The organism is Rhodanobacter lycopersici (assembly GCF_040812335.1).
In the GTDB taxonomy this organism is placed as follows: domain Bacteria; phylum Pseudomonadota; class Gammaproteobacteria; order Xanthomonadales; family Rhodanobacteraceae; genus Rhodanobacter_A; species Rhodanobacter_A lycopersici.
The window spans coordinates 1411360-1429889 of record NZ_JBFOHK010000001.1 but is presented as its reverse complement, the minus strand read 5'-3'; the positions used below and the strand labels follow the sequence as shown (position 1 = coordinate 1429889).

At 64.9% G+C, this 18530-nt stretch carries 15 protein-coding genes; 10 read left to right on the top strand and 5 right to left on the bottom strand.

Annotated elements, in window-relative coordinates; genetic code table 11:
- Nucleotides 1–105 precede the first annotated feature (105 nt).
- Entirely contained in the window at nt 106–888 is a 783-nt protein-coding gene (locus tag ABQJ54_RS06545; RefSeq protein WP_367853444.1) for an SURF1 family protein, read from the top strand.
- 57 nt (nt 889–945) lie between these two features.
- Here ABQJ54_RS06545 and ABQJ54_RS06540 read toward each other — a convergent pair whose 3' ends face one another.
- The 5 genes from ABQJ54_RS06540 to rfbB are packed head-to-tail and all read right to left on the bottom strand — an operon-like array spanning nt 946 to nt 5778.
- Entirely contained in the window at nt 946–2358 is a 1413-nt protein-coding gene (locus ABQJ54_RS06540) for a mannose-1-phosphate guanylyltransferase/mannose-6-phosphate isomerase (RefSeq protein WP_367853443.1), read from the bottom strand.
- Nucleotides 2359–2361: 3 nt separating this feature from the next.
- Nucleotides 2362–3297 carry a dTDP-4-dehydrorhamnose reductase gene (gene rfbD, locus ABQJ54_RS06535; RefSeq protein WP_367853442.1) on the bottom strand — a complete coding sequence of 312 codons (936 nt, stop codon included), beginning with the start codon at nt 3295–3297 and terminating at the stop codon, nt 2362–2364.
- Nucleotides 3294–3851, bottom strand: a complete 558-nt coding sequence (rfbC, locus tag ABQJ54_RS06530; protein ID WP_367853441.1) for a dTDP-4-dehydrorhamnose 3,5-epimerase — start codon at nt 3849–3851, stop codon at nt 3294–3296. The genes rfbD and rfbC overlap by 4 nt, the downstream gene beginning before the upstream one ends.
- A complete protein-coding gene (gene rfbA / locus ABQJ54_RS06525) occupies nt 3848–4732 on the bottom strand; it encodes a glucose-1-phosphate thymidylyltransferase RfbA (protein ID WP_367853440.1) in 885 nt (294 codons plus the stop codon). The genes rfbC and rfbA overlap by 4 nt, the downstream gene beginning before the upstream one ends.
- The gene (rfbB, locus tag ABQJ54_RS06520) at nt 4729–5778 is read right to left on the bottom strand and encodes a dTDP-glucose 4,6-dehydratase (protein ID WP_367853439.1); all 1050 of its coding nucleotides are present in this window, start codon (nt 5776–5778) and stop codon (nt 4729–4731) included. Before rfbB ends, rfbA begins: the two co-directional genes overlap by 4 nt.
- Before the next feature lie 193 nt (nt 5779–5971).
- Here rfbB and ABQJ54_RS06515 point away from each other — a divergent pair, with 193 nt between their 5' ends.
- The 9 genes from ABQJ54_RS06515 to ABQJ54_RS06475 all read left to right on the top strand — a co-directional run bounded on the left by ABQJ54_RS06515 (nt 5972) and on the right by ABQJ54_RS06475 (nt 18473).
- Nucleotides 5972–7138 (top strand): trans-sulfuration enzyme family protein, encoded by a 1167-nt coding sequence (locus ABQJ54_RS06515; RefSeq protein ID WP_367853438.1) that lies wholly within the window; start codon nt 5972–5974, stop codon nt 7136–7138.
- A 60-nt stretch (nt 7139–7198) separates the two neighbouring features.
- Entirely contained in the window at nt 7199–8011 is an 813-nt protein-coding gene (locus ABQJ54_RS06510) for an ABC transporter permease (protein WP_367853576.1), read from the top strand.
- Entirely contained in the window at nt 8001–9419 is a 1419-nt protein-coding gene (locus tag ABQJ54_RS06505; RefSeq protein WP_367853437.1) for an ABC transporter ATP-binding protein, read from the top strand. Before ABQJ54_RS06510 ends, ABQJ54_RS06505 begins: the two co-directional genes overlap by 11 nt.
- Nucleotides 9416–12595, top strand: coding sequence for a glycosyltransferase (locus ABQJ54_RS06500; RefSeq protein WP_367853436.1), 3180 nt, complete (start codon nt 9416–9418; stop codon nt 12593–12595). Before ABQJ54_RS06505 ends, ABQJ54_RS06500 begins: the two co-directional genes overlap by 4 nt.
- On the top strand, nt 12592–12768 hold the full coding sequence (locus tag ABQJ54_RS06495; protein WP_367853435.1) for a hypothetical protein: 177 nt from the start codon (nt 12592–12594) through the stop codon (nt 12766–12768). Before ABQJ54_RS06500 ends, ABQJ54_RS06495 begins: the two co-directional genes overlap by 4 nt.
- A 363-nt stretch (nt 12769–13131) precedes the next feature.
- Nucleotides 13132–14256 (top strand): non-hydrolyzing UDP-N-acetylglucosamine 2-epimerase, encoded by a 1125-nt coding sequence (gene wecB, locus ABQJ54_RS06490; RefSeq protein ID WP_367853434.1) that lies wholly within the window; start codon nt 13132–13134, stop codon nt 14254–14256.
- A 174-nt stretch (nt 14257–14430) separates the two neighbouring features.
- A complete protein-coding gene (locus ABQJ54_RS06485; protein ID WP_367853433.1) occupies nt 14431–16173 on the top strand; it encodes an LTA synthase family protein in 1743 nt (580 codons plus the stop codon).
- An 86-nt stretch (nt 16174–16259) separates the two neighbouring features.
- Nucleotides 16260–17969, top strand: a complete 1710-nt coding sequence (locus tag ABQJ54_RS06480; RefSeq protein ID WP_367853432.1) for a class I SAM-dependent methyltransferase — start codon at nt 16260–16262, stop codon at nt 17967–17969.
- 99 nt (nt 17970–18068) lie between these two features.
- Complete coding sequence (locus ABQJ54_RS06475; protein ID WP_367853431.1) at nt 18069–18473, top strand: GtrA family protein; 405 nt, start codon at nt 18069–18071, stop codon at nt 18471–18473.
- The last annotated feature ends 57 nt before the right edge of the window (nt 18474–18530 follow it).

Sequence of the window (18530 nt, the reverse complement as noted above, 5' to 3'; positions counted from 1 at the left end):
ATCATGCGGGCCTGGTCGTTTCTGCTGCGGATGCGCGGGCTCCCGCAACATGCTGGCAGTCGTTCCGCTTCCGTCATTCCATGCTTGGTGCGATCATGCGCGGCCATGCCAGACACAGACATTTCGCCGGACGAGAATGAGCGCAACGTGCGTGGCCCGCTGGCGCTGAGCCTGCTGGCCCTGCTGGGACTGGCGCTGTTTGCCGGCTTCGTGGCGCTGGGTACCTGGCAGGTGCATCGACTGGCGTGGAAGACGGCGCTGATCGCGCATGTCGACGAGCGCGTGCATGCGTCGCCGGTGCCGGCCCCGGCGCAGGCGGACTGGGCGGACGTCACCGCGGCCAACGCCGAGTATCGCCATGTGCGGCTCTCCGGCACCTGGCTCAGCAATCGCCAGGCACGGGTATGGACGGCGACCGATGCCGGCAGCGGCTACTGGATACTCACGCCGCTGCGCCGCGACGACGGCAGCATCGTGCTGGTGAACCGCGGCTTCGCGCCGGATGGCTGGTGCGATCTCAGGGGACATTGTCCGGCCGCGCCGGGCGGCCAAGTCACGGTGACCGGCCTGCTGCGCATCAGCGAACCGTCCGCTCTGTTCCGCCACAACGATCCTGCCACCGACACCTGGTACACGCGCGACGTGGCGGCGATCGCCAAGGCGCGTGGCCTGCAGGATGTCGCGCCGTACTTCGTGGATGCCGATGCGATACCGGGCGCGGCGGCATCCGCCTGGCCGCGCGGCGGCATGACGGTGATCCAGTTTCCGAACCACCACCTCAACTACCTGATCACCTGGTACGTGCTGGCGCTGATGGTGTTGGGCGCGGCGGGCTATGTGGCGCGGGACGAGTACCGGCTGCGCAGGTGGCGACGCCGGAAGCCATGAACAACGCCAGCCGTTGCTGGCTGGCGTCACAATGGCCGAGGCCTCGTGCGCCGTTGTTCAGGCGCGACCGTACACGTCGTCGTAGCGCACGATGTCGTCTTCGCCAAGGTAGCTGCCGGACTGCACCTCGATCAGTTCCAGCGCCACCTTGCCGGGATTGCGCAGGCGGTGCTTGCTGCCCAGCGGGATGTAGGTGCTCTGGTTCTCGCCGAGCAGGAACACCTTGTCGTCGCAGGTGACCTCGGCGGTGCCGGAGACCACGATCCAGTGCTCGGCGCGGTGGTGGTGCTTCTGCAGGCTCAAGGCCGCGCCAGGCTTCACCACGATGCGCTTCACCTGGAAGCGCTCGCCGGCTTCCAGCGAGTCGTAGCTGCCCCAGGGGCGGTGCACCACGCGGTGGAAGGAGTGCTCGCTGCGGTCGGCAGCCTTGAGCTGCTCCACGACCTTCTTCACGTCCTGCGCCGCGTCGCGGTGGGCGACCAGGGTGGCGTCGGGCGTGGTCACCACCACCAGGTCGTCCACTCCCACGGTGGCGATGAGATGGCGATCGTGCGAGCGCAGCAGCGAGTTGCGCGTGTCGACGGCGAGCGTGTCGCCCTCGCGCAGGTTGCCCTCGGCATCGCGCTCGCCGGCCAGCCACAGCGCCGACCAGGAGCCGATGTCGCTCCAGCCGCAGCTCACCGGGATCACCGCGGCACGCGTGGTCTTTTCCATCACCGCGTAGTCGATGGAGTCTTCCGGCACCTTGGCGAAGAGCTCCCGGTCCACGCGCACGAAGTCGAGATCGGCATGGGCTGCGGCATGTGCGGCGCTCACGGCTGCCAGCATCGCTGGCGCGTGCATGCCCAGCTCTTCCAGGTAACGGTCGGCGCGGAACAGGAACATGCCGGAGTTCCAGTCGTAGCCGCCGTCGGCGAGATAAGTCTCGGCGGTGGCGAGGTCGGGCTTCTCCACGAAGCGCTCGACGCGGAACGCGCCCTCGCCGATCGGCGCGCCGCGGCGGATGTAGCCGAAGCCGGTCTCGGCACGGTCCGGACGGATGCCGAAGGTGACCAGCCAACCCTGCCGCGCGGCCGGCAGCGCGCACTCGACGGCGGCGGCGAAGGCGGCGGTATCGCCGATCAGATGGTCCGCAGGCAGTACCAGCAGCAATGCCTCGGGATCGCGCTTCAGCGCTTCCAGCGCACCCAGCGCGATTGCCGGCGCGGTATTGCGTGCCAGCGGCTCCAGCACCACGGCGCCGCCTTCGACACCGGCCTCACGCAGCTGCTCGGCAGCGAGGAAGCGGTGGTCTTCGCTGGCCACCACGATGGGCGCGGCCACCTCGGGGAGTGCATGCGTGCGTGCCACGGTCTGCTGGAACAGCGTGCCGTGTCCGGCGAGCGAGAGGAACTGCTTGGGCAGATTCTTGCGCGAGACGGGCCACAGGCGGGTACCGCTGCCGCCGCTGAGGATCAGGGGAATGAGCATGGTTCAGTGTGCCTGGCGGGTGAGCGCATCGAGCACGCCGTGCAAGCCGGCCTGCCAATCAGGCAGAGCATAGCCGAAGCGTTGCTGGAAGCCGCTGTTGTCCAGTACCGACCAGGCGGGACGTCTGGCCGGCGTGGGATAGTCGGCGGTGGTGATGGCGGCCACGTGCGGCTTGCGCGCCAGCAGACCGCATGCCTGCGCCTCGTCGAAGATCGTGCTGGCGAAACCCTGCCAGCTTGTGCGGCCGCTGGCGACCAGATGATGGGTACCCTGCAGCGCACGATGCTGCATGACGTCGGCGGCTTGCCAGGCATCCAGCGCGGCCAGTGTGCCGGCCACGATCAGCGCGGTGCTGGTGGGGGCACCGATCTGGTCGGCCACCACGCGCAACTCGTCGCGCTCGGCGCCCACGCGCAGCATGGTGCGCAGGAAGTTGTGGCCGTGCGGCGCGTACACCCAGCCGGTACGGAAGATGAAATGGGCGGCGCCGCTGTCGCGCAATGCCTGTTCGCCGGCCAGTTTGCTGCGGCCGTAGGCGCCCAGCGGGGCAGTGGGTGCATCGACGGGGTAGGGTGCGTTGGCCGCGCCATCGAACACGTAGTCGGTGGAGTAGTGGATCAACAGCGCGCCGTGTGCAGCGGCCCAGTGGCCCAGTACACCCACCGCCTCGGCGTTGACGCGGGTGGCCAACGGCTCTTCCTGCTCGGCGCGATCCACCGCCGTGTAGGCCGCGGTGTTGACGATGACGTCGGGGCGCAAGCGATCGAGCAAGGCAGGCAAAGCGCCCGGCACGGCGAGGTCGGCAGCCTCGACGGCGGTACCGTCGAAGCGTTGGCCATCGCGGCTGGCGGTGATCAATTCGCCGCGTGCAGCCAGGCCACCGTCCTCGATGAAGCTGCGCCCGAGCTGACCGTTGGCGCCCAGCAGCAGCACCCTCATGCTTCGTACACCGGCAGACGCCCGGCGGGCACATCGGCCAGCAGCGGGGTCTTGCCGTCCTTGTCCGACAGCAGCGGTTCGGCGACGGGCCAGTCGATGCCAAGCGCGGCATCGTTCCAGCGGATGCCGGCGTCGGCCCTGGGGTCGTACAGCGCGGTGCACTGGTAGGCGAAGGTGGCGAATTCGGAGACCACGCAGAAGCCGTGCGCGAAACCTTCCGGGACCCAGAAATGGCGATGGTTCTCCGCGGTGAGCATCACTCCCGCCCACTGGCCGAACGTGGGCGAGCCGCGACGGATGTCCACCGCCACGTCGTACACCTCGCCTTCCAGCACGCTGACCAGCTTGCCTTGCGGATTCGGCCACTGGTAGTGCAGGCCGCGCAGCACGCCACGCGCCGAGCGCGACACGTTGGATTGCACGAAGCGGCGGTCGATGCCGGCCTCGCGATACTTCGCCTCGTTGTAGCTTTCGTAGAAGAAGCCGCGGGCATCGCCGAACACCTGCGGTTCGATCACCACGGCGCCCGGCAGGCGCGTCTCGATCACCTTCATCGCGCCAGTCCCTGCCGGACCAGCTGCTGCAGGTACTGGCCGTAGCCGGTCTTGGCCAAGGGTGCAGCCAACTCCTGCAGCTGCCCGGCACTGATCCAGCCATTGAGGTAGGCGATTTCCTCGGGGCAGCACACCTTGAGGCCCTGGCGGTTCTCGATCGTCTCGATGTAGTTGCCCGCTTCCATCAGCGACTCGTGCGTGCCGGTGTCCAGCCAGGCGAAGCCGCGGCCGAGCTGTTCCAGGTGCAGCGAGCCGTCATCGAGGTAGCAGCGGTTGAGGTCGGTGATCTCCAGCTCGCCGCGCGGCGAAGGCTGCAGCGAGGCGGCGTAGTCGCATACGCGCGCGTCGTAGAAATACAGGCCGGTGACGGCGTAGTGCGACTTCGGCTGTGCGGGTTTTTCCTCGAGCCCGACCACTTTGCCTGTGGCATCGAACTCAGCCACGCCGTAACGCTCGGGGTCCTTCACCCAGTAGCCGAACACGGTGGCGCCGCGCTCGCGTGCCGCGGCACGTTTCAGGCGTTCGGTAAAGCCGTGGCCGTAGAAGATGTTGTCGCCCAACACCAGGCAGCTGGGCTGCTTGTCGATGAAGTCTCGACCGATGGTGAAGGCCTGCGCCAGGCCGTCGGGCGAGGGCTGCACCGCGTAGCGGATGTCGATGCCCCATTGCGAGCCGTCACCGAGCAGGCGCTGGAACATCGCCTGTTCGTGCGGGGTGTTGATCACCAGCACTTCGCGGATGCCGGCCAGCATCAGTGTGGCCAGCGGGTAGTAGACCATCGGCTTGTCGTACACCGGCAGCAGCTGCTTGCTCACCGCGCGGGTGATCGGGTGCAGCCGGGTGCCGGAACCGCCGGCGAGGATGATGCCCTTGGTGGTCATGCGCCCAGCCTCTCCATGCGGTAGCTGCCGTCGAGCACGCGCTGCACCCACGGCTGGTTGGCGAGGTACCAGTCCACCGTGGCCGCAATGCCGCTCTCGAAGGTCTGCGAGGGTTTCCAGCCCAGCTCGCGCTGCAGCTTGGACGAGTCGATCGCGTAGCGGCGATCGTGGCCGGGGCGATCCTTCACGTAGGTGATCAGCGACTCGCGGGCACGGCCGTCGGCCAGCGGCCGGCGCTGGTCGAGCAGGGCACAGATCGTCTTCACGACGGTGATGTTGGTGCGCTCGGCATTGCCGCCCACGTTGTAGGTTTCACCCACCCGGCCGGCCTCCAGCACGCGGCGGATGGCCGAGCAGTGGTCGCCCACGTACAGCCAGTCGCGGATGTTGAGGCCGTCGCCGTAGACCGGCAGCGGCTCGCCGGCCAGCGCCTTGGCGGTGACCAGCGGAATGAGCTTTTCGGGGAACTGGTACGGCCCGTAGTTGTTCGAGCAGTTGGTGGTGAGCGTGGGCAGGCCGTAGGTGTGGTGGAAGGCGCGCACGAGGTGGTCGGAGGCGGCCTTGGACGCGGAGTACGGCGAGTTCGGCGCGTACGGCGTGGTCTCGGTGAAGCTGCCCGTCTCGCCCAGCGAGCCGTACACCTCGTCGGTGGACACATGCAGGAAACGGAATGCCCCGCGCGACTTGTCTTCCAGGCCGCGCCAGTAGTCGCGGGCACATTCCAGCAGGCCCAGCGTGCCCACCACGTTGGTCTGCACGAACTCGGCGGGGCCGTCGATCGAGCGATCCACGTGCGACTCGGCGGCGAAGTTCACGATCGCATCGGGCTTGTGCTCGGCCAGCAGCTTGGCCACCAGTTCGCGGTCGCCGATGCTGCCTTGCACAAATACGTGATGCTTATTGCCTTCCAACGAAGCCAGGGTGTCCAGGTTGCCCGCGTAGGTGAGCTTGTCCAGGTTGATCACGCGCAGGCCGTCGGCTATCGCCTGCAGCACAAAGTTCGCGCCGATAAAGCCGGCGCCGCCGGTGACTAGAAGGGTTTCCATGAGGCACGTGATCCGTGGAGCGGCAAAGTCTCATTCTTGCATGGGCTACCCGCCGCTCAAATACGCAGGCGTGTGGCCGAAGGGCCTGGATGCTGGGATGGTTAAGGCAAACGCTGGTCGCACAGGTACAATGCACAATCCTTTCACGCGGCAACCGGTTACCGGCAGCTGCCGCCCAGCACGGTTGCCTGTCATGCCCCCAAAGACGCCTACCGCTAGCCTCGGACTCGGAACGCGTGCGATCCACGCCGGCCAGCATCCTGATCCCTCGACCGGCGCGATCATGACGCCGATCTACGCCACGTCCACCTACGTGCAGGAGAGCCCTGGCAAGCACAAGGGATACGAATATTCGCGTACGCAAAATCCTACGCGAATGGCCTACGAGCGCTGCGTGGCGGATCTGGAAGGCGGCGTGGCCGGTTTCGCGTTCGCCTCAGGCTTGGCAGCTGCGGCTACCACGCTGGATCTGCTGGACTCCGGCAGCCACGTGATCGCGATGGACGACCTCTATGGTGGCAGCTACCGCTTGTTCGAGCGTGTGCGCCGGCGTTCGGCCGGACTGGATTTCAGCTTCATCGATCTGAACGACATGGCGGCGCTGAAAGCGGTGCTGAAGCCCAACACCCGCATGATCTGGGCCGAGACGCCAACCAATCCGATGCTGAAGCTGGTCGACCTGGCCAAGGTGGCCGCGTTCGCGAAGAAGCATGGCCTGATCCTGGTGGTGGACAACACCTTCTGCTCGCCGATGGTGCAGCGTCCGCTGGAATTCGGCGCGGATCTCGTGCTGCACTCGGCCACCAAGTACCTCAACGGCCACTCCGACATGGTCGGTGGCATCGTGGTTGCCAACGGCAAGGGACTGGCCGAGAAGATGGGCTTCCTGCAGAACTCGGTGGGTGCGGTGGCCGGTCCGTTCGACGCCTTCCTCGCGATGCGCGGCCTGAAGACCCTGCACCTGCGCATGCGCCAGCATTGCGCCAGCGCGCTGGAACTGGCCGGCTGGCTGGAAAAGCATCCGAAGGTGGAGCGGGTGATCTATCCGGGCCTGAAGAGCCATCCACAACATGCGCTTGCCAAGCGCCAGATGCAGGGCTTCGGCGGCATCGTCACCATCGAGGTGAAGGGCGGCTTGAAGAAGGCGCGCCGCATGCTGGAGCGCTGCGAGCTGTTCGCGCTGGCCGAGTCGCTGGGCGGCGTGGAAAGCCTGATCGAGCACCCGGCCATCATGACCCACGCCTCGGTGCCGCCGGCCAATCGCAAGCGGCTGGGTATCAGTGACGGGCTGGTACGACTCAGTGTGGGTGTGGAGGACATCCACGATCTGCGTGACGAACTGACGGCGGCGCTGGCTTGATCGCAGCCCGCCCTGAACCAAGGGAATGAGGTTACCGAATTGGATTTTCCTACCGTCTCCATGTCACGCCAATCCGCATCCGGACCGTTCAGCGCACTCGTTGCGCACCGCTCGCTGACGCTGGAGCTGGCCAAGCGCGATGTGCTGGGTCGTTACCGCGGCGCCAGTTTCGGCTTGCTGTGGTCGTTGATCAGCCCGTTCCTGATGCTGATGGTCTATTCGTTCGCCTTCGGCTTCGTGATGAAGTCGCGCTGGTCGCAAACGGGCGGCGGTCATGCGCATTATTCGATCATCCTGTTCGTCGGCCTGATCGTGCATGGCTTCTTCGCCGAATGCCTCTATCGATCCCCGCTTCTGATCACCGGCAACGCCAATTTCGTCAAGCGGGTGATTTTCCCGCTGGAGATCCTGCCGTGGCCGATGGTGATGTCGGCACTGTTTCATACCTTCATGAATTTTCTGGTGTTCCTGGCATTGCATCTGATACTCGACCATACGATGACGTGGACGGTCGCCCTGTTGCCAGTAGTGATGTTGCCGTTGGTGCTGCTGACCCTGGGCGTGTCCTGGCTGCTGGCGGCACTCGGGGTCTATCTGCGCGACATCAGCCAGATTACCGGCGTGCTGGCGACCGCCATGCTGTTTCTGTCCACGGCGATGTTCCCGATCACGGCGTTGCCGCCGCAATATCGCTGGCTGCTGATCATGAATCCGTTGAGCTTCATCATCGATCAGGCGCGCGAAGTGGCCCTGTGGGGACACTATCCGGACTGGCTCGGGTTGGGCATTTACACCGTGTGCGCCTTGATCGTGCTTCATTTGGGTTATACGGCATTTCGTCTGACGCGACGGGGGTTTGCCGATGTCATCTGAGGTTGCCATCCGCGTCGAGCGACTGAGCAAATCGTTTCCCGTCTACGACAAGCCGATGCACCGGCTTTACCAGATGTTTTCCCCGCGCTCGGCCAAGCAGCGCTGGTACCGGGAGTTCCGGGCGCTCAGGGACATCGACCTCACGATCGGCAAGGGCGAGACTCTGGGTATCGTGGGGCGCAACGGCTCGGGCAAATCCACCCTGCTGCAGATCATCTGCGGCACGCTGGAGCCATCCGCCGGCAGCGTGCAGGTCAATGGACGCATTGCCGCCTTGCTGGAGCTGGGAGCCGGGTTCAATCCCGAATTTACCGGGCGCGAGAACGTGCTGCTGTATGGCACCGTGCTCGGGCTCACGCGGCAGCAGGTCGAGCAGCGTTTCGACGAGATCGCCGCGTTCGCGGACATCGGCGACTTCATGGATCAGCCGGTCAAGTGCTATTCGAGCGGCATGTACGTGCGTCTGGCGTTTGCTGTAGCGATCAACGTGACGCCGGATATCCTGGTGGTGGACGAGGCTCTGTCGGTGGGTGACGAGGCGTTCCAGCGCAAGTGCTTTGCGCGCATCAACCGCATCCGCGACGAGGGCGCAACGGTGCTGTTCGTGTCCCATTCGGCGGGCATCGTCACGCAGTTGTGCGATCGCGCCGTGCTGCTGGATCGCGGCGAACTGCTTTCGAGCGGGTCGCCCAAGTTCGTGGTGTCGCGTTACCACAAGATGCTGTACGTGCCGGTGGATCGTGCCGACGCCGTGCGCGAAGCGATCCGTGCCGAGCGTGAAGACGTGCAGCAGCCCGCCGAGATGCCGGATATGTCCGAGGCCGATCGCCAGGACGTCCACCTGGTGGCCTCGGTGGCGATCGAGCGAAGCTCTCCGGGCGCGGTCGCGGATTCCGATGCGCGAGGCTGGTTCGACGAAGGCCTCGTGCCGAAAAGCACGATGCGCTACGACACCCGTGGCGCACGGATTGCGATGCCGCACATCGAGACGCCGCAGGGACGCAAGGTCAACGTGCTGCATGCCGGCGACGATTACGTCTACGTGTACCGCGTGGAGTTTTCGGAAACGGCGGCCTCGGTGCGCTGCGGCATGCTGATCAAGACCCTGACCGGACTGGAACTGGGCGGCGGCGCCACCAGTTTGCCGCAGGACTCGATCCCGCTGGTGGAGGCCGGCCAGGCCGTCGAGGCGCGCTTTCGTTTCCGCTGCCTGCTGGACGCTGGCACCTATTTTCTCAATGCCGGGGTACTGGCGCGGGTCGCCGAGGAGGAGACCTACGTCGATCGCCTGATCGATGCGGCGATGTTCCGCGTAATGCCGCAGCCCGAGCGTCTTGCGACCGGATTTGTCGATTTTTGCATGACGTCGGAGGCGGCCGTGGTGGATTTCTGCAAGGTGCAGGCATGACCAGGGAACAACATGGCCGTCGACGGGCCCTGCTGGTCATCGGCATGCATCGCAGCGGCACCTCTGCGCTGACGCGGCTGATCAACCTGCATGGGGTCGCGCTGGGCCCGGATTTGCTGGAGGCCGCCTTCGACAACGAGGCCGGCTTCTGGGAGAACCGCAAAGTGGTGGAGTTCCACGAGTGCGTGCTGGCTGCGCTCGGTTCGAGCTGGGACGATCCTCGCGAGCTGCGTGCAGGCTGGCTCGAACAGATGCAGGCAACCGGCCTGTGCGACGAGTTGGCGGCACTGATCGTCGCCGAGTTCGGCGACGCGCCGATCTGGGCCGTGAAGGACCCCCGCCTGTGCCGACTGCTGCCGATGTGGTTGAAGGCGCTGGCGCGACTGGATATCGAGCCGAAGCTGATCTTCGCGATGCGCCATCCGGGCGAAGTGGTGGGTTCGCTGATGCGGCGCAACGACTTGTCCGCGGCGGCAGCTGCGCTGATCTGGTTGCGGCACCTCGTCGAGCCGGAGCAGGCATCGCGGGATACGGACCGCTGCATCACCGATTACAGTGCCGTGCTGGGCGACTGGCGTGCCTGCATGGCCCGGATCGCGGACGATCTCGGGGTGGTCTGGCCGGTGCCTTCATCCGACTGCGCGGATGAGGCCGACGCCAGTTTGCGGCATGATCTGCGGCACCAGCATTCGACGACGACGGAAACCCTGCTCCCTACTGTCTGGCGCGAATCCTTGCTGGATGTCTATGCGAACGGCTTGGCCGTGATGGAGCGGAAGGGCAGCTGGACCGGCTTCGAGGCGGGTCTGGACGCACTGATGGCACACTTCGAGTTCGCGCGGCCGTTGATGGCGGAGCTGCAGCCAAGATCTAACTTCGATCGACTGGCCGAAGCCGAGCGAGGCGTGGTGGCCTACCGGGCTGAAGCAGCGCGTCTGTTCGATGAATGCAGCGCGGCCCACAGGGAGGTGGCAACCGTCAAGGTGGAGATTGAACAGGCGAATCAGGAATTGATCGAGGTCCGCGGCGAGCTCGCCAAGCGCAATGCCCGTATTCGTGTACTGGAGCAGGTGCGCGACGAACTGGACGTGATCAAGGCCAGCCGTTCCTGGCGTTGGACGCGGCCGCTGCGCGTTGCCTTGCGCGTATTGCGCGGCGGCGGCCGCCTGGGCGATGCCGACCGCGAACAGCTGCGGCGACAGTTGAAGCGCGTGCGCGCACCGCAATTGGGATTGGCATCGAGTGAGCCTGCATCCCTCGCTGCACTGCCGGCGCGACCCACCGCATGGCTGGCGCCGCCACCGGACGATCGTCGCGACGTGTTCGTGTGGGCCGTGATCGACTGGCATTTCCGCATTCAGCGACCACAGCACCTGTCGCGTGAACTCGCTCGTGCGGGCCATCGCGTGTTCTACGTCTCCAACGACTTCATCGACCACGACGAACCTGGTTTTGCGGTCGAGTCGCTCGATGGCACTGGAAGGCTGTTCCGCATCCGGCTGCATCTGAAGGGATGCCCGGCGATTTACCACGCGGTGCCCACGCCCGACGTGCAGCAACAACTGCGCGCCGGGGTCGGCCAACTGCTGGCGTGGACGCGCAGCCGTGCGTGCCTGTCGCTGGTGCAGCACCCATACTGGCTGGAGACGGCCCGCATCCTGCCGAACAGGCGGCTCGCCTACGACTGCATGGACCATCACGGTGGCTTCGCCGACAACAGCCCCGACATGCTGGGGCGCGAGAACGAGTTGATGCGCACGGCCGACCTGCTGGTGGTCACCTCGGATTGGCTGTACGAAGAAGCGGGCAAGTACAACCCGCGTTGCCTGATGGTGCGCAATGCCTGCCAGTACGATCATTTCGCCACGCGGCCCGCGCGAGTCTTCCGCGACAAGCGGGGGCGCAAGGTGATCGGCTATTACGGCGCGATCGCCGAATGGTTCGATCTCGACTTGCTGGAGAAAGTGGCGCAGCGCCACGCCGATTGTCTGGTGCTGATGGTGGGTGCCGACACCGCTGGCGCGCAGCAGCGGCTGCGGCACCTGACCAACGTGGAGTTCACCGGCGAGGTGCCCTACGCGGAACTGCCGTACTACCTGCATGGCTTCGACGTGTGCCTGCTGCCGTTCCAGGTGATCCCGCTGACGCTGGCCACCAACCCGGTGAAGGTCTACGAGTATCTGAGCGCAGGCAAGGAAGTGGTATCGATCGCGCTGCCGGAGATCCGCCAGTTCGGCGATCTGGTACGCACGGGCGACGGCCATGCCGCGTTCCTCGCGGCGGTGGACGAAGCCTTGCGGGTTACGCCCGATCCGGACGCGATCGTACGGCGCCAGCGTTTCGCCGCCGGGCAGACCTGGGCGCACCGCGTGCACGACCTGATGCAGGGCGTCGGCGCCCTGCCCGAACCGAGGGTCAGCGTGGTCGTGGTCACCTACAACAACATCGACCTCACCAGGACCTGCCTGTACAGCCTGGAGCGCTACAGCGACTACGCCAATCTAGAAGTGATCGTGGTTGACAATGCCTCGGCCGACGATACTCCCGCGTACCTGACCGAGTGGGCCGCTGCCGGCAAGGACCGGCATCTCATCCTCAACCCGGACAATCGCGGCTTCGCCGCTGCCAACAACCAGGGCCTCGCCGCCGCCAGCGGCGATTATCTGGTGTTGCTCAACAACGACACCCACGTGACCCCGGGCTGGATCGCCACCCTCGTTGCGCATCTGCGCCAATCCAGGACGCTCGGCATGATCGGCCCGGTGACCAACAATATCGGCAACGAGGCGCGCATCGACATCAGCTACGACGACATGGACGGCATGCTGCACGCGGCGGCCGATTACACCACACGCCATGCCGGCCAGCTGACGCCGCTGCGCACCGCCGCGTTCTTCTGCGTGATGATGCCGCGTGCCGTCTACGAGAAGGTGGGGTCGCTGGACGAGGCCTTCGGCATCGGTTTCTTCGAGGACGACGACTACTGTCGTCGCGTGGAACAGGCCGGCTGGACCATCGCCTGCGCCGACGACGTGTTCGTGCACCACAATCTCTCCGCCTCGTTCAACAAGCTCAAACAGGAAAGGCGCCAGGCGCTGTTCGAGCAGAACAAGGCGATCTACGAAGCGAAGTGGGGTGCCTGGTCGCCGCACAAGTATCGAGGGCAAGGCGCGTGAGTACGCAAGACCAGCCCGGCGTGTCGCCGGTCGCGATCAAGGCGACGATGCCATATCGTACGCTCGTCTATGGTCTGGAAAGTCGTCGCGACAACTTCCTGCTGTTGCGCTTCATTGCTGCGAGCATGGTCATCTACGGACATGGCTTGGCGATTACGGGTGGCAAGGGATAACCGGGGCTGTTCACTCACATGGGCTGGGCATTTGGACATTGCCGGTCGGGTTCCGCATGTACCTGTGGGTAGCGCTGGTTGGTATGCGTGGTTTCGGGCATTCCGTGGATGAAGTCGCGTGCTTTGGCACGTAGGAATGCCACCTTGAAGAAGTGGCTGAATAACGCCGCCCGGGGCCGTGCTGACCGCACTTCCGGTGATTCTTGGGACGCAGTTCCTGTTGTCATGACCGAATTTCGATGTCGTCGTAGGGCTGCGCCATCCAGCATGCCTTGATGCGTGTTCGCTCTTGCTAGTGGCGGTATGCGCGCCTGGGAGAAACGACGGCCAAGCCGTTCATTGAACACAAGAACCTGGAGAGCCATGAAAGAAGCCAAACACATCCTCTGCATCGTCGGTACGCGCCCCGAGGGCATCAAGATGGCGCCGCTGATCCAGGCGCTGAAGCGCGAGCCGTGGGCGCGGGTGACGGTGCTGGCCACGGCGCAGCATCGCGCCCTGCTGGATCAGGTGCTGGCACTGTTCGGCATCGTGCCGGACGTGGACCTGGACATCATGCGGCCGAACCAGGCATTGCCCGAGCTCACCGCGCGGCTGATCACGGCGCTGGACGAGAAGTTCGGCGAGCTCGCACCTGACGTGGTGCTGGCGCAGGGTGACACCACGACGGTGATGACGGCGGCGCTGGTGGCGTTCTATCGGCGCATCCCGTTCGGGCATGTGGAGGCGGGACTGCGTACGCACGACCTGGACAACCCGTTCCCGGAGGAGATGAACCGGCTGGTGGCGGGGCACCTGGCGCGCTGGCATTTCGTGCCGACCGAGCGTTCGCGGCAAAACCTGCTGCGCGAAGGGATCGCCGACGCGGCGATTCATGTGACCGGCAACACGGTGATCGATGCGTTGCTGGAAGTCGCGGCGGCCGACTGGCCGCTGGACATCCAGCTGGATGCGGGCAAGCGGCTGGTGCTGGTTACCGCGCACAGGCGCGAAAACTTCGGCGAGCCGTTCCGTGCGGTGTGCTGCGCGATCCGGCAATTGGTGGACCGTTACCCGGATATCGAGGTGCTCTACCCGGTGCATCCGAATCCGAACGTGCGCGCGACGGCGCACGAGCTGCTCGGTGACCATCCCCGCATCCGCCTCTGCCCTCCGCTCGACTATGCGCCGTTCGTGGAGGCGCAGAAGCGCGCGCATCTGATCCTCACCGACTCGGGCGGCGTGCAGGAAGAGGCGCCCGCGCTTGGCAAGCCGGTGCTGGTGTTGCGCACGGAGACCGAGCGTCCGGAGGCCGTGGACGAGGGTGTGGTGCGGCTGGTTGGTACCGACGAGGCGCACATCGTGGCCGAGGCCTCGCGCCTGCTCGACAGCGAGGCGGCCTACCGCGAGATGGCGCGCGGTGTTTCGCCCTACGGCGACGGAATGGCAGCACGGCGCATCGTCGATGTATTGCGCGATGCCTTGTGCGCGGACACGGGCGGCTCCTGACGGCTCCCCGGACGCGAAATCTGCGGTGCACGGCAGGCTGCGACCACTTGCATTCCGCTCTCCTGTAAGCTCTGCGAAAGTTTTGGCGCGGGGGCGCAGATGACATCTCGATGGCGTGGGGCTCGCGCGGAGCGGGCGCGGGGAATTGTTGCCGTTGCGGCGCCGGCCGTCGTCATGGCGCTGGCGAGCGCTGCCCTGGTGTGGTGGCTGGATCCTACGTTGCGCTGGACCTTCGACGCGGCGTTGTTGTGGCGCAACGCATTGCCGGTTTTCCTGGTCATGCTGCTGATCTACGGCCTCAGCGGCCGTGCGCTGCTGGCGCTCGCGCTGGGCGGCGGCATCGCACGTCTCGTGTTTGAGGTGAATGCGATCAAGGAGCTCAATTTGAACGAGCCCTTGATGCCTGGCGATCTGGTGCTCTGGCATCAGGTACTGCACAACATGGGTTTCTTCGCACATTACACCGGTCACCGTCTCGTGCTGCTGTTGCTGGCGCTGCTGGTGGCCATCGCGGTGCTGTGGGCGATCTGGCGACTGGAAGGGCGTTGGCGGCGGCCGCACTGGGCGACTCGTGCGGCATGGGTAGTGCTGGCGCTGCTTGTCCTCGGCACCCTGTACCGTGGCATCGGCCCCTGGCGCGAGGCCTATGCGGACGAAGCAATGCCCGGTTTCCAGCTGTGGGATCCGATCGACAGTGTGCAGCACGTGGGCTTCATGGCCGGTCTGGTGCGGATGTCGCAGGAGGCGCGCTCGACGGTACCGCAGGCCGACGGGTCGCTCGTGCACGACTTCGCCGTGCGCCACGCCGCGGACCTGAAGGCGCGCATGACGCGCCAGCCGCCGGCCGAATTGCCGGACATCGTGGTTGTACAGAGTGAAGCGTTTTTCGACCCGGGTGTCCTGAAAGGCATCGACTACGGCGAATTCGTGCCGAACTTCGAGCGGCTGGCGGCGACTGGCATCACCGGCAGCCTGACCACGCCGACATATGGCGGCGGCACCATCCGGACGGAGTTCGAGACGTTGACCGGCTACCCCATGCAGGCGTTTCCGTCCGTCGTGTATCCGTACTACGGGCTGGTCAGCGCGTGGATGCCGAGCGTGCCGCGAAGGTTGGCGGCGCTCGGCTACTCGACCACGTTGTACCACCCGTTTAGCGGCGGTTTCTGGAACCGTCGGCAGACGATGCCGGAACTCGGGTTTCAGCATGCCTATTATCGGCAGTCCTTCGCCGGCGCCGAGCGCGCCGGCGAGTACATTTCCGATCGGGCCTTGTTCGATTACGTGCTGGCCCATCTCGACGACACCGGATCCGGTCCGCACTACGCGATGGTGATCACGATGGAGAATCATGGCCCGTGGGATTTCGACGCGGGCACGCTGGCCAATGTGCTGAATGGCCTTCCGTTGCCGCGCGGCATGTCGGCGGCAGGCACCCGGGAGATGACGTATTACCTCTCCCATCTGGTCAATGGTGATCAGGCGCTGGGCGATTTTGCGCGGCGACTGCTGGCGCGCCCTCGCTGGACCGTGCTGATGTTCTACGGCGATCACCTGCCGGCGCTGCCGCACGCGTTTGAGGATCTGGGCTTCGACGACGGCGGCGTGAACCTCCAGGAGCACACCCGTTACATGCTGGTGTCCAACCGTTCTCTACCGGCGCAGCAGCTTGATCTCAGTTCCTATGAGTTGCCGGGCCTGCTGTTCGACACCATCGGACTGCCCGAGGACGGCTATCTCGCGCTCGCATCAGCCATTCGGGAGGCTTGGGTACAGGATCACTACCAGCATGGTGCCGAGTATGGTCAGGTGCAGTTCAACGCCGCGGAACTGGAAGTGCACTGCCGGCACAAGTTGGATGCGACGGGAAGATGTCATGAGGGCCGAGCGGCTACGGCGCTTGGTGCGGGAAATTGATACCTGCACGGCGCGACACGCACCATGGCGTCATGCGATGATGTTATTTGCCTGCATCAAGGCGCGCTTGGTGGTGGAGAGGGCGGATGGAAGTATCGTTTGTGCTGGACGAGGAAAAAGCCGACCTGCGAATTGAACCAGTACAGGCGGTCGATGCCCAAGTAAGCACTGTTGTTGCAGGAACCGCACTTGAAGGCGGCATCGGGAATCTTGTGCGCCGGGCAGGCGCACACGCATGGCAATTCATCCACGGGTCGCCGGTGGATGTTGTTGCGCAGCGGAACGGACAGGTGCCGTCGGCGGATCGCTGGACCGAGTTCGCCCATTTTCCGCAACGCGAGCGCGGTCTGGTGCTGCGGGCGGGGGAGCGACTGCATCTTCCTATTGTGCATGCCGCAGCCGAGCCGATCCTGTGGATGCGTTGCTTGCGAGCGTTGCCGCGAATCAGCGATGACGGACTCGATGTGGAAGTATGGTGCGGATGCGACGATGATGCGGCGCGCATGCTGTTGTCGCAGCGGCTGGAGAATGCCCATGCGATGGCCAGCCTGCGCGAAGTGACGATTAACCTTCCGGTACCGGTGGGATGCGCGCTGCGCATCGAGATCCGTTGTGAGCCAGGTCCGCACGGCGATCCTTCAGCGGACTGGCTGGGTCTGCTGGGCCTGGTGGTCTGCGCGCGAGGCGAATTCGACCTGCTACGTGCGCGCAACCAGCATGCGTGGCGGTTGCAGAACGAGATCGCGCATTTCAGTCGCGTCTACTCGGACGACTTCTACCGCGATCGGCACACGGAGCGTCGTGCCAGTGGCGGCGGAAGTCCGCCACCGCGCGCCTTGCCGCCGCGCCCCGTCGACCGGGTCACCGTGACGGATATGCGCGCGGCCTTGCACGCGCATCTGCACGGTGTGATGCCGCGTATCGGTGAAAATGCGTTTGCCTATGCCAACAGGATGCTGGCCATGGCCATTCCGGCACGGCCCCCCAATTTTCCAGCGCGGCTGCGTGCTTTGTCCGCGCAGCATCCGGGACGCCCCTTGCGCATGCTTGCCCTATGCGCGGGCGAAGCGGCGATCGAAGGTGGCATTCTGGAGACGGCCGGTGTGCCGGTGGAGCTGTGCATCGTCGACGTCAACGCCAGCCTGCTCGATCAGGCGACGCAGCGCATGCCGCCGACGGTGACCGTGGATCGAGTGCTAGGCGATGCCAACGACATCGGCCCGCAACTGGGCCAGTTCGATGTGGTGAACATCACCTCGGGACTGCACCACCTGGTGGAACTGGAGCGGGTGCTGGCCGCGATCGCCGAAATCCTTTCACCCGGCGGCGAGTTCTGGCTGATCGGCGAGCAGGTGGGACGCAACGGCAACCGGCTGTGGCCTGAGGCTTTGGCACTGGCGGACAGGATCTTCACCGACTGGCCCGAGGCCAAGCGTCGGAACCACAACACCGGCAAGGTGGATGCGGCCATCCCGGATGTCGATTTTTCGGCCGGTTGCTTCGAGGGCATCCGCAGCCAGGACATCATCGGCCAGCTCGAACGCCACTTTCTGCCGGTCGACTGCTATCTGCGCAATGCCTTTCTGTGGCGCCTGGTGGACGTAGCGTATGCCGCCAACTTCGATCTCGACGATGAGGCGGACCGGAAGCTGCTGGAGCGTGCCGTGGTGGAAGAAGCCATGCATTGGGCGCAAGGCGGCCGAGGTACAGAGATGCATGCGGTGTACCGCAGCAAGTGGGCGGGTGTTCTCGAGCTGGTGACAGACAGCCGTGCAAGGGGCTCGTATCGCGACTAAGTTATCGCGTGACGCGTTATGAAGCATATGAAGACAGTGGAGTCGTGTTCGAGAATATCGGCGCTTGACGGAATGGCGCCATCGGACAGTAGGAATTTCATGAAGTCCATCCCATTGGCCGAAGTTCTGCGCTATGGCATTGCTGGCCTGATCAATACGGCACTTGGCTACGCTATTTTCCTAGGTGTTTTGGCCTGGACCAGGCTGTCGCCGCAGCAGGCCAATGCCATCGGCTATGGCGTTGGATTGAGTATGGCTTTCCTCCTGAATCGATATTTTGTATTTGCACATGCGAAATTGAGCTTCGAGGCGGCGCTGCGATTTGTGGTTTGTTTCATGATTGCCTTCGCGCTAAATCAGCTGGTACTCACGCTATTGCTGCGTGCGTGGCATATGCGTTCGGAAATTGCGCAACTGTTTGCCATGGCAACCTACATCATCATGTTTTACATGTTGAACAAGCATGTGGTGTGGGGAACTGGTTCGCGTAAAGATAGTGACTGATAGGCACGGGTGCTGAAACGCAGCGAGGCGGGGCAAGATTTGCAGCATTCGACGCGT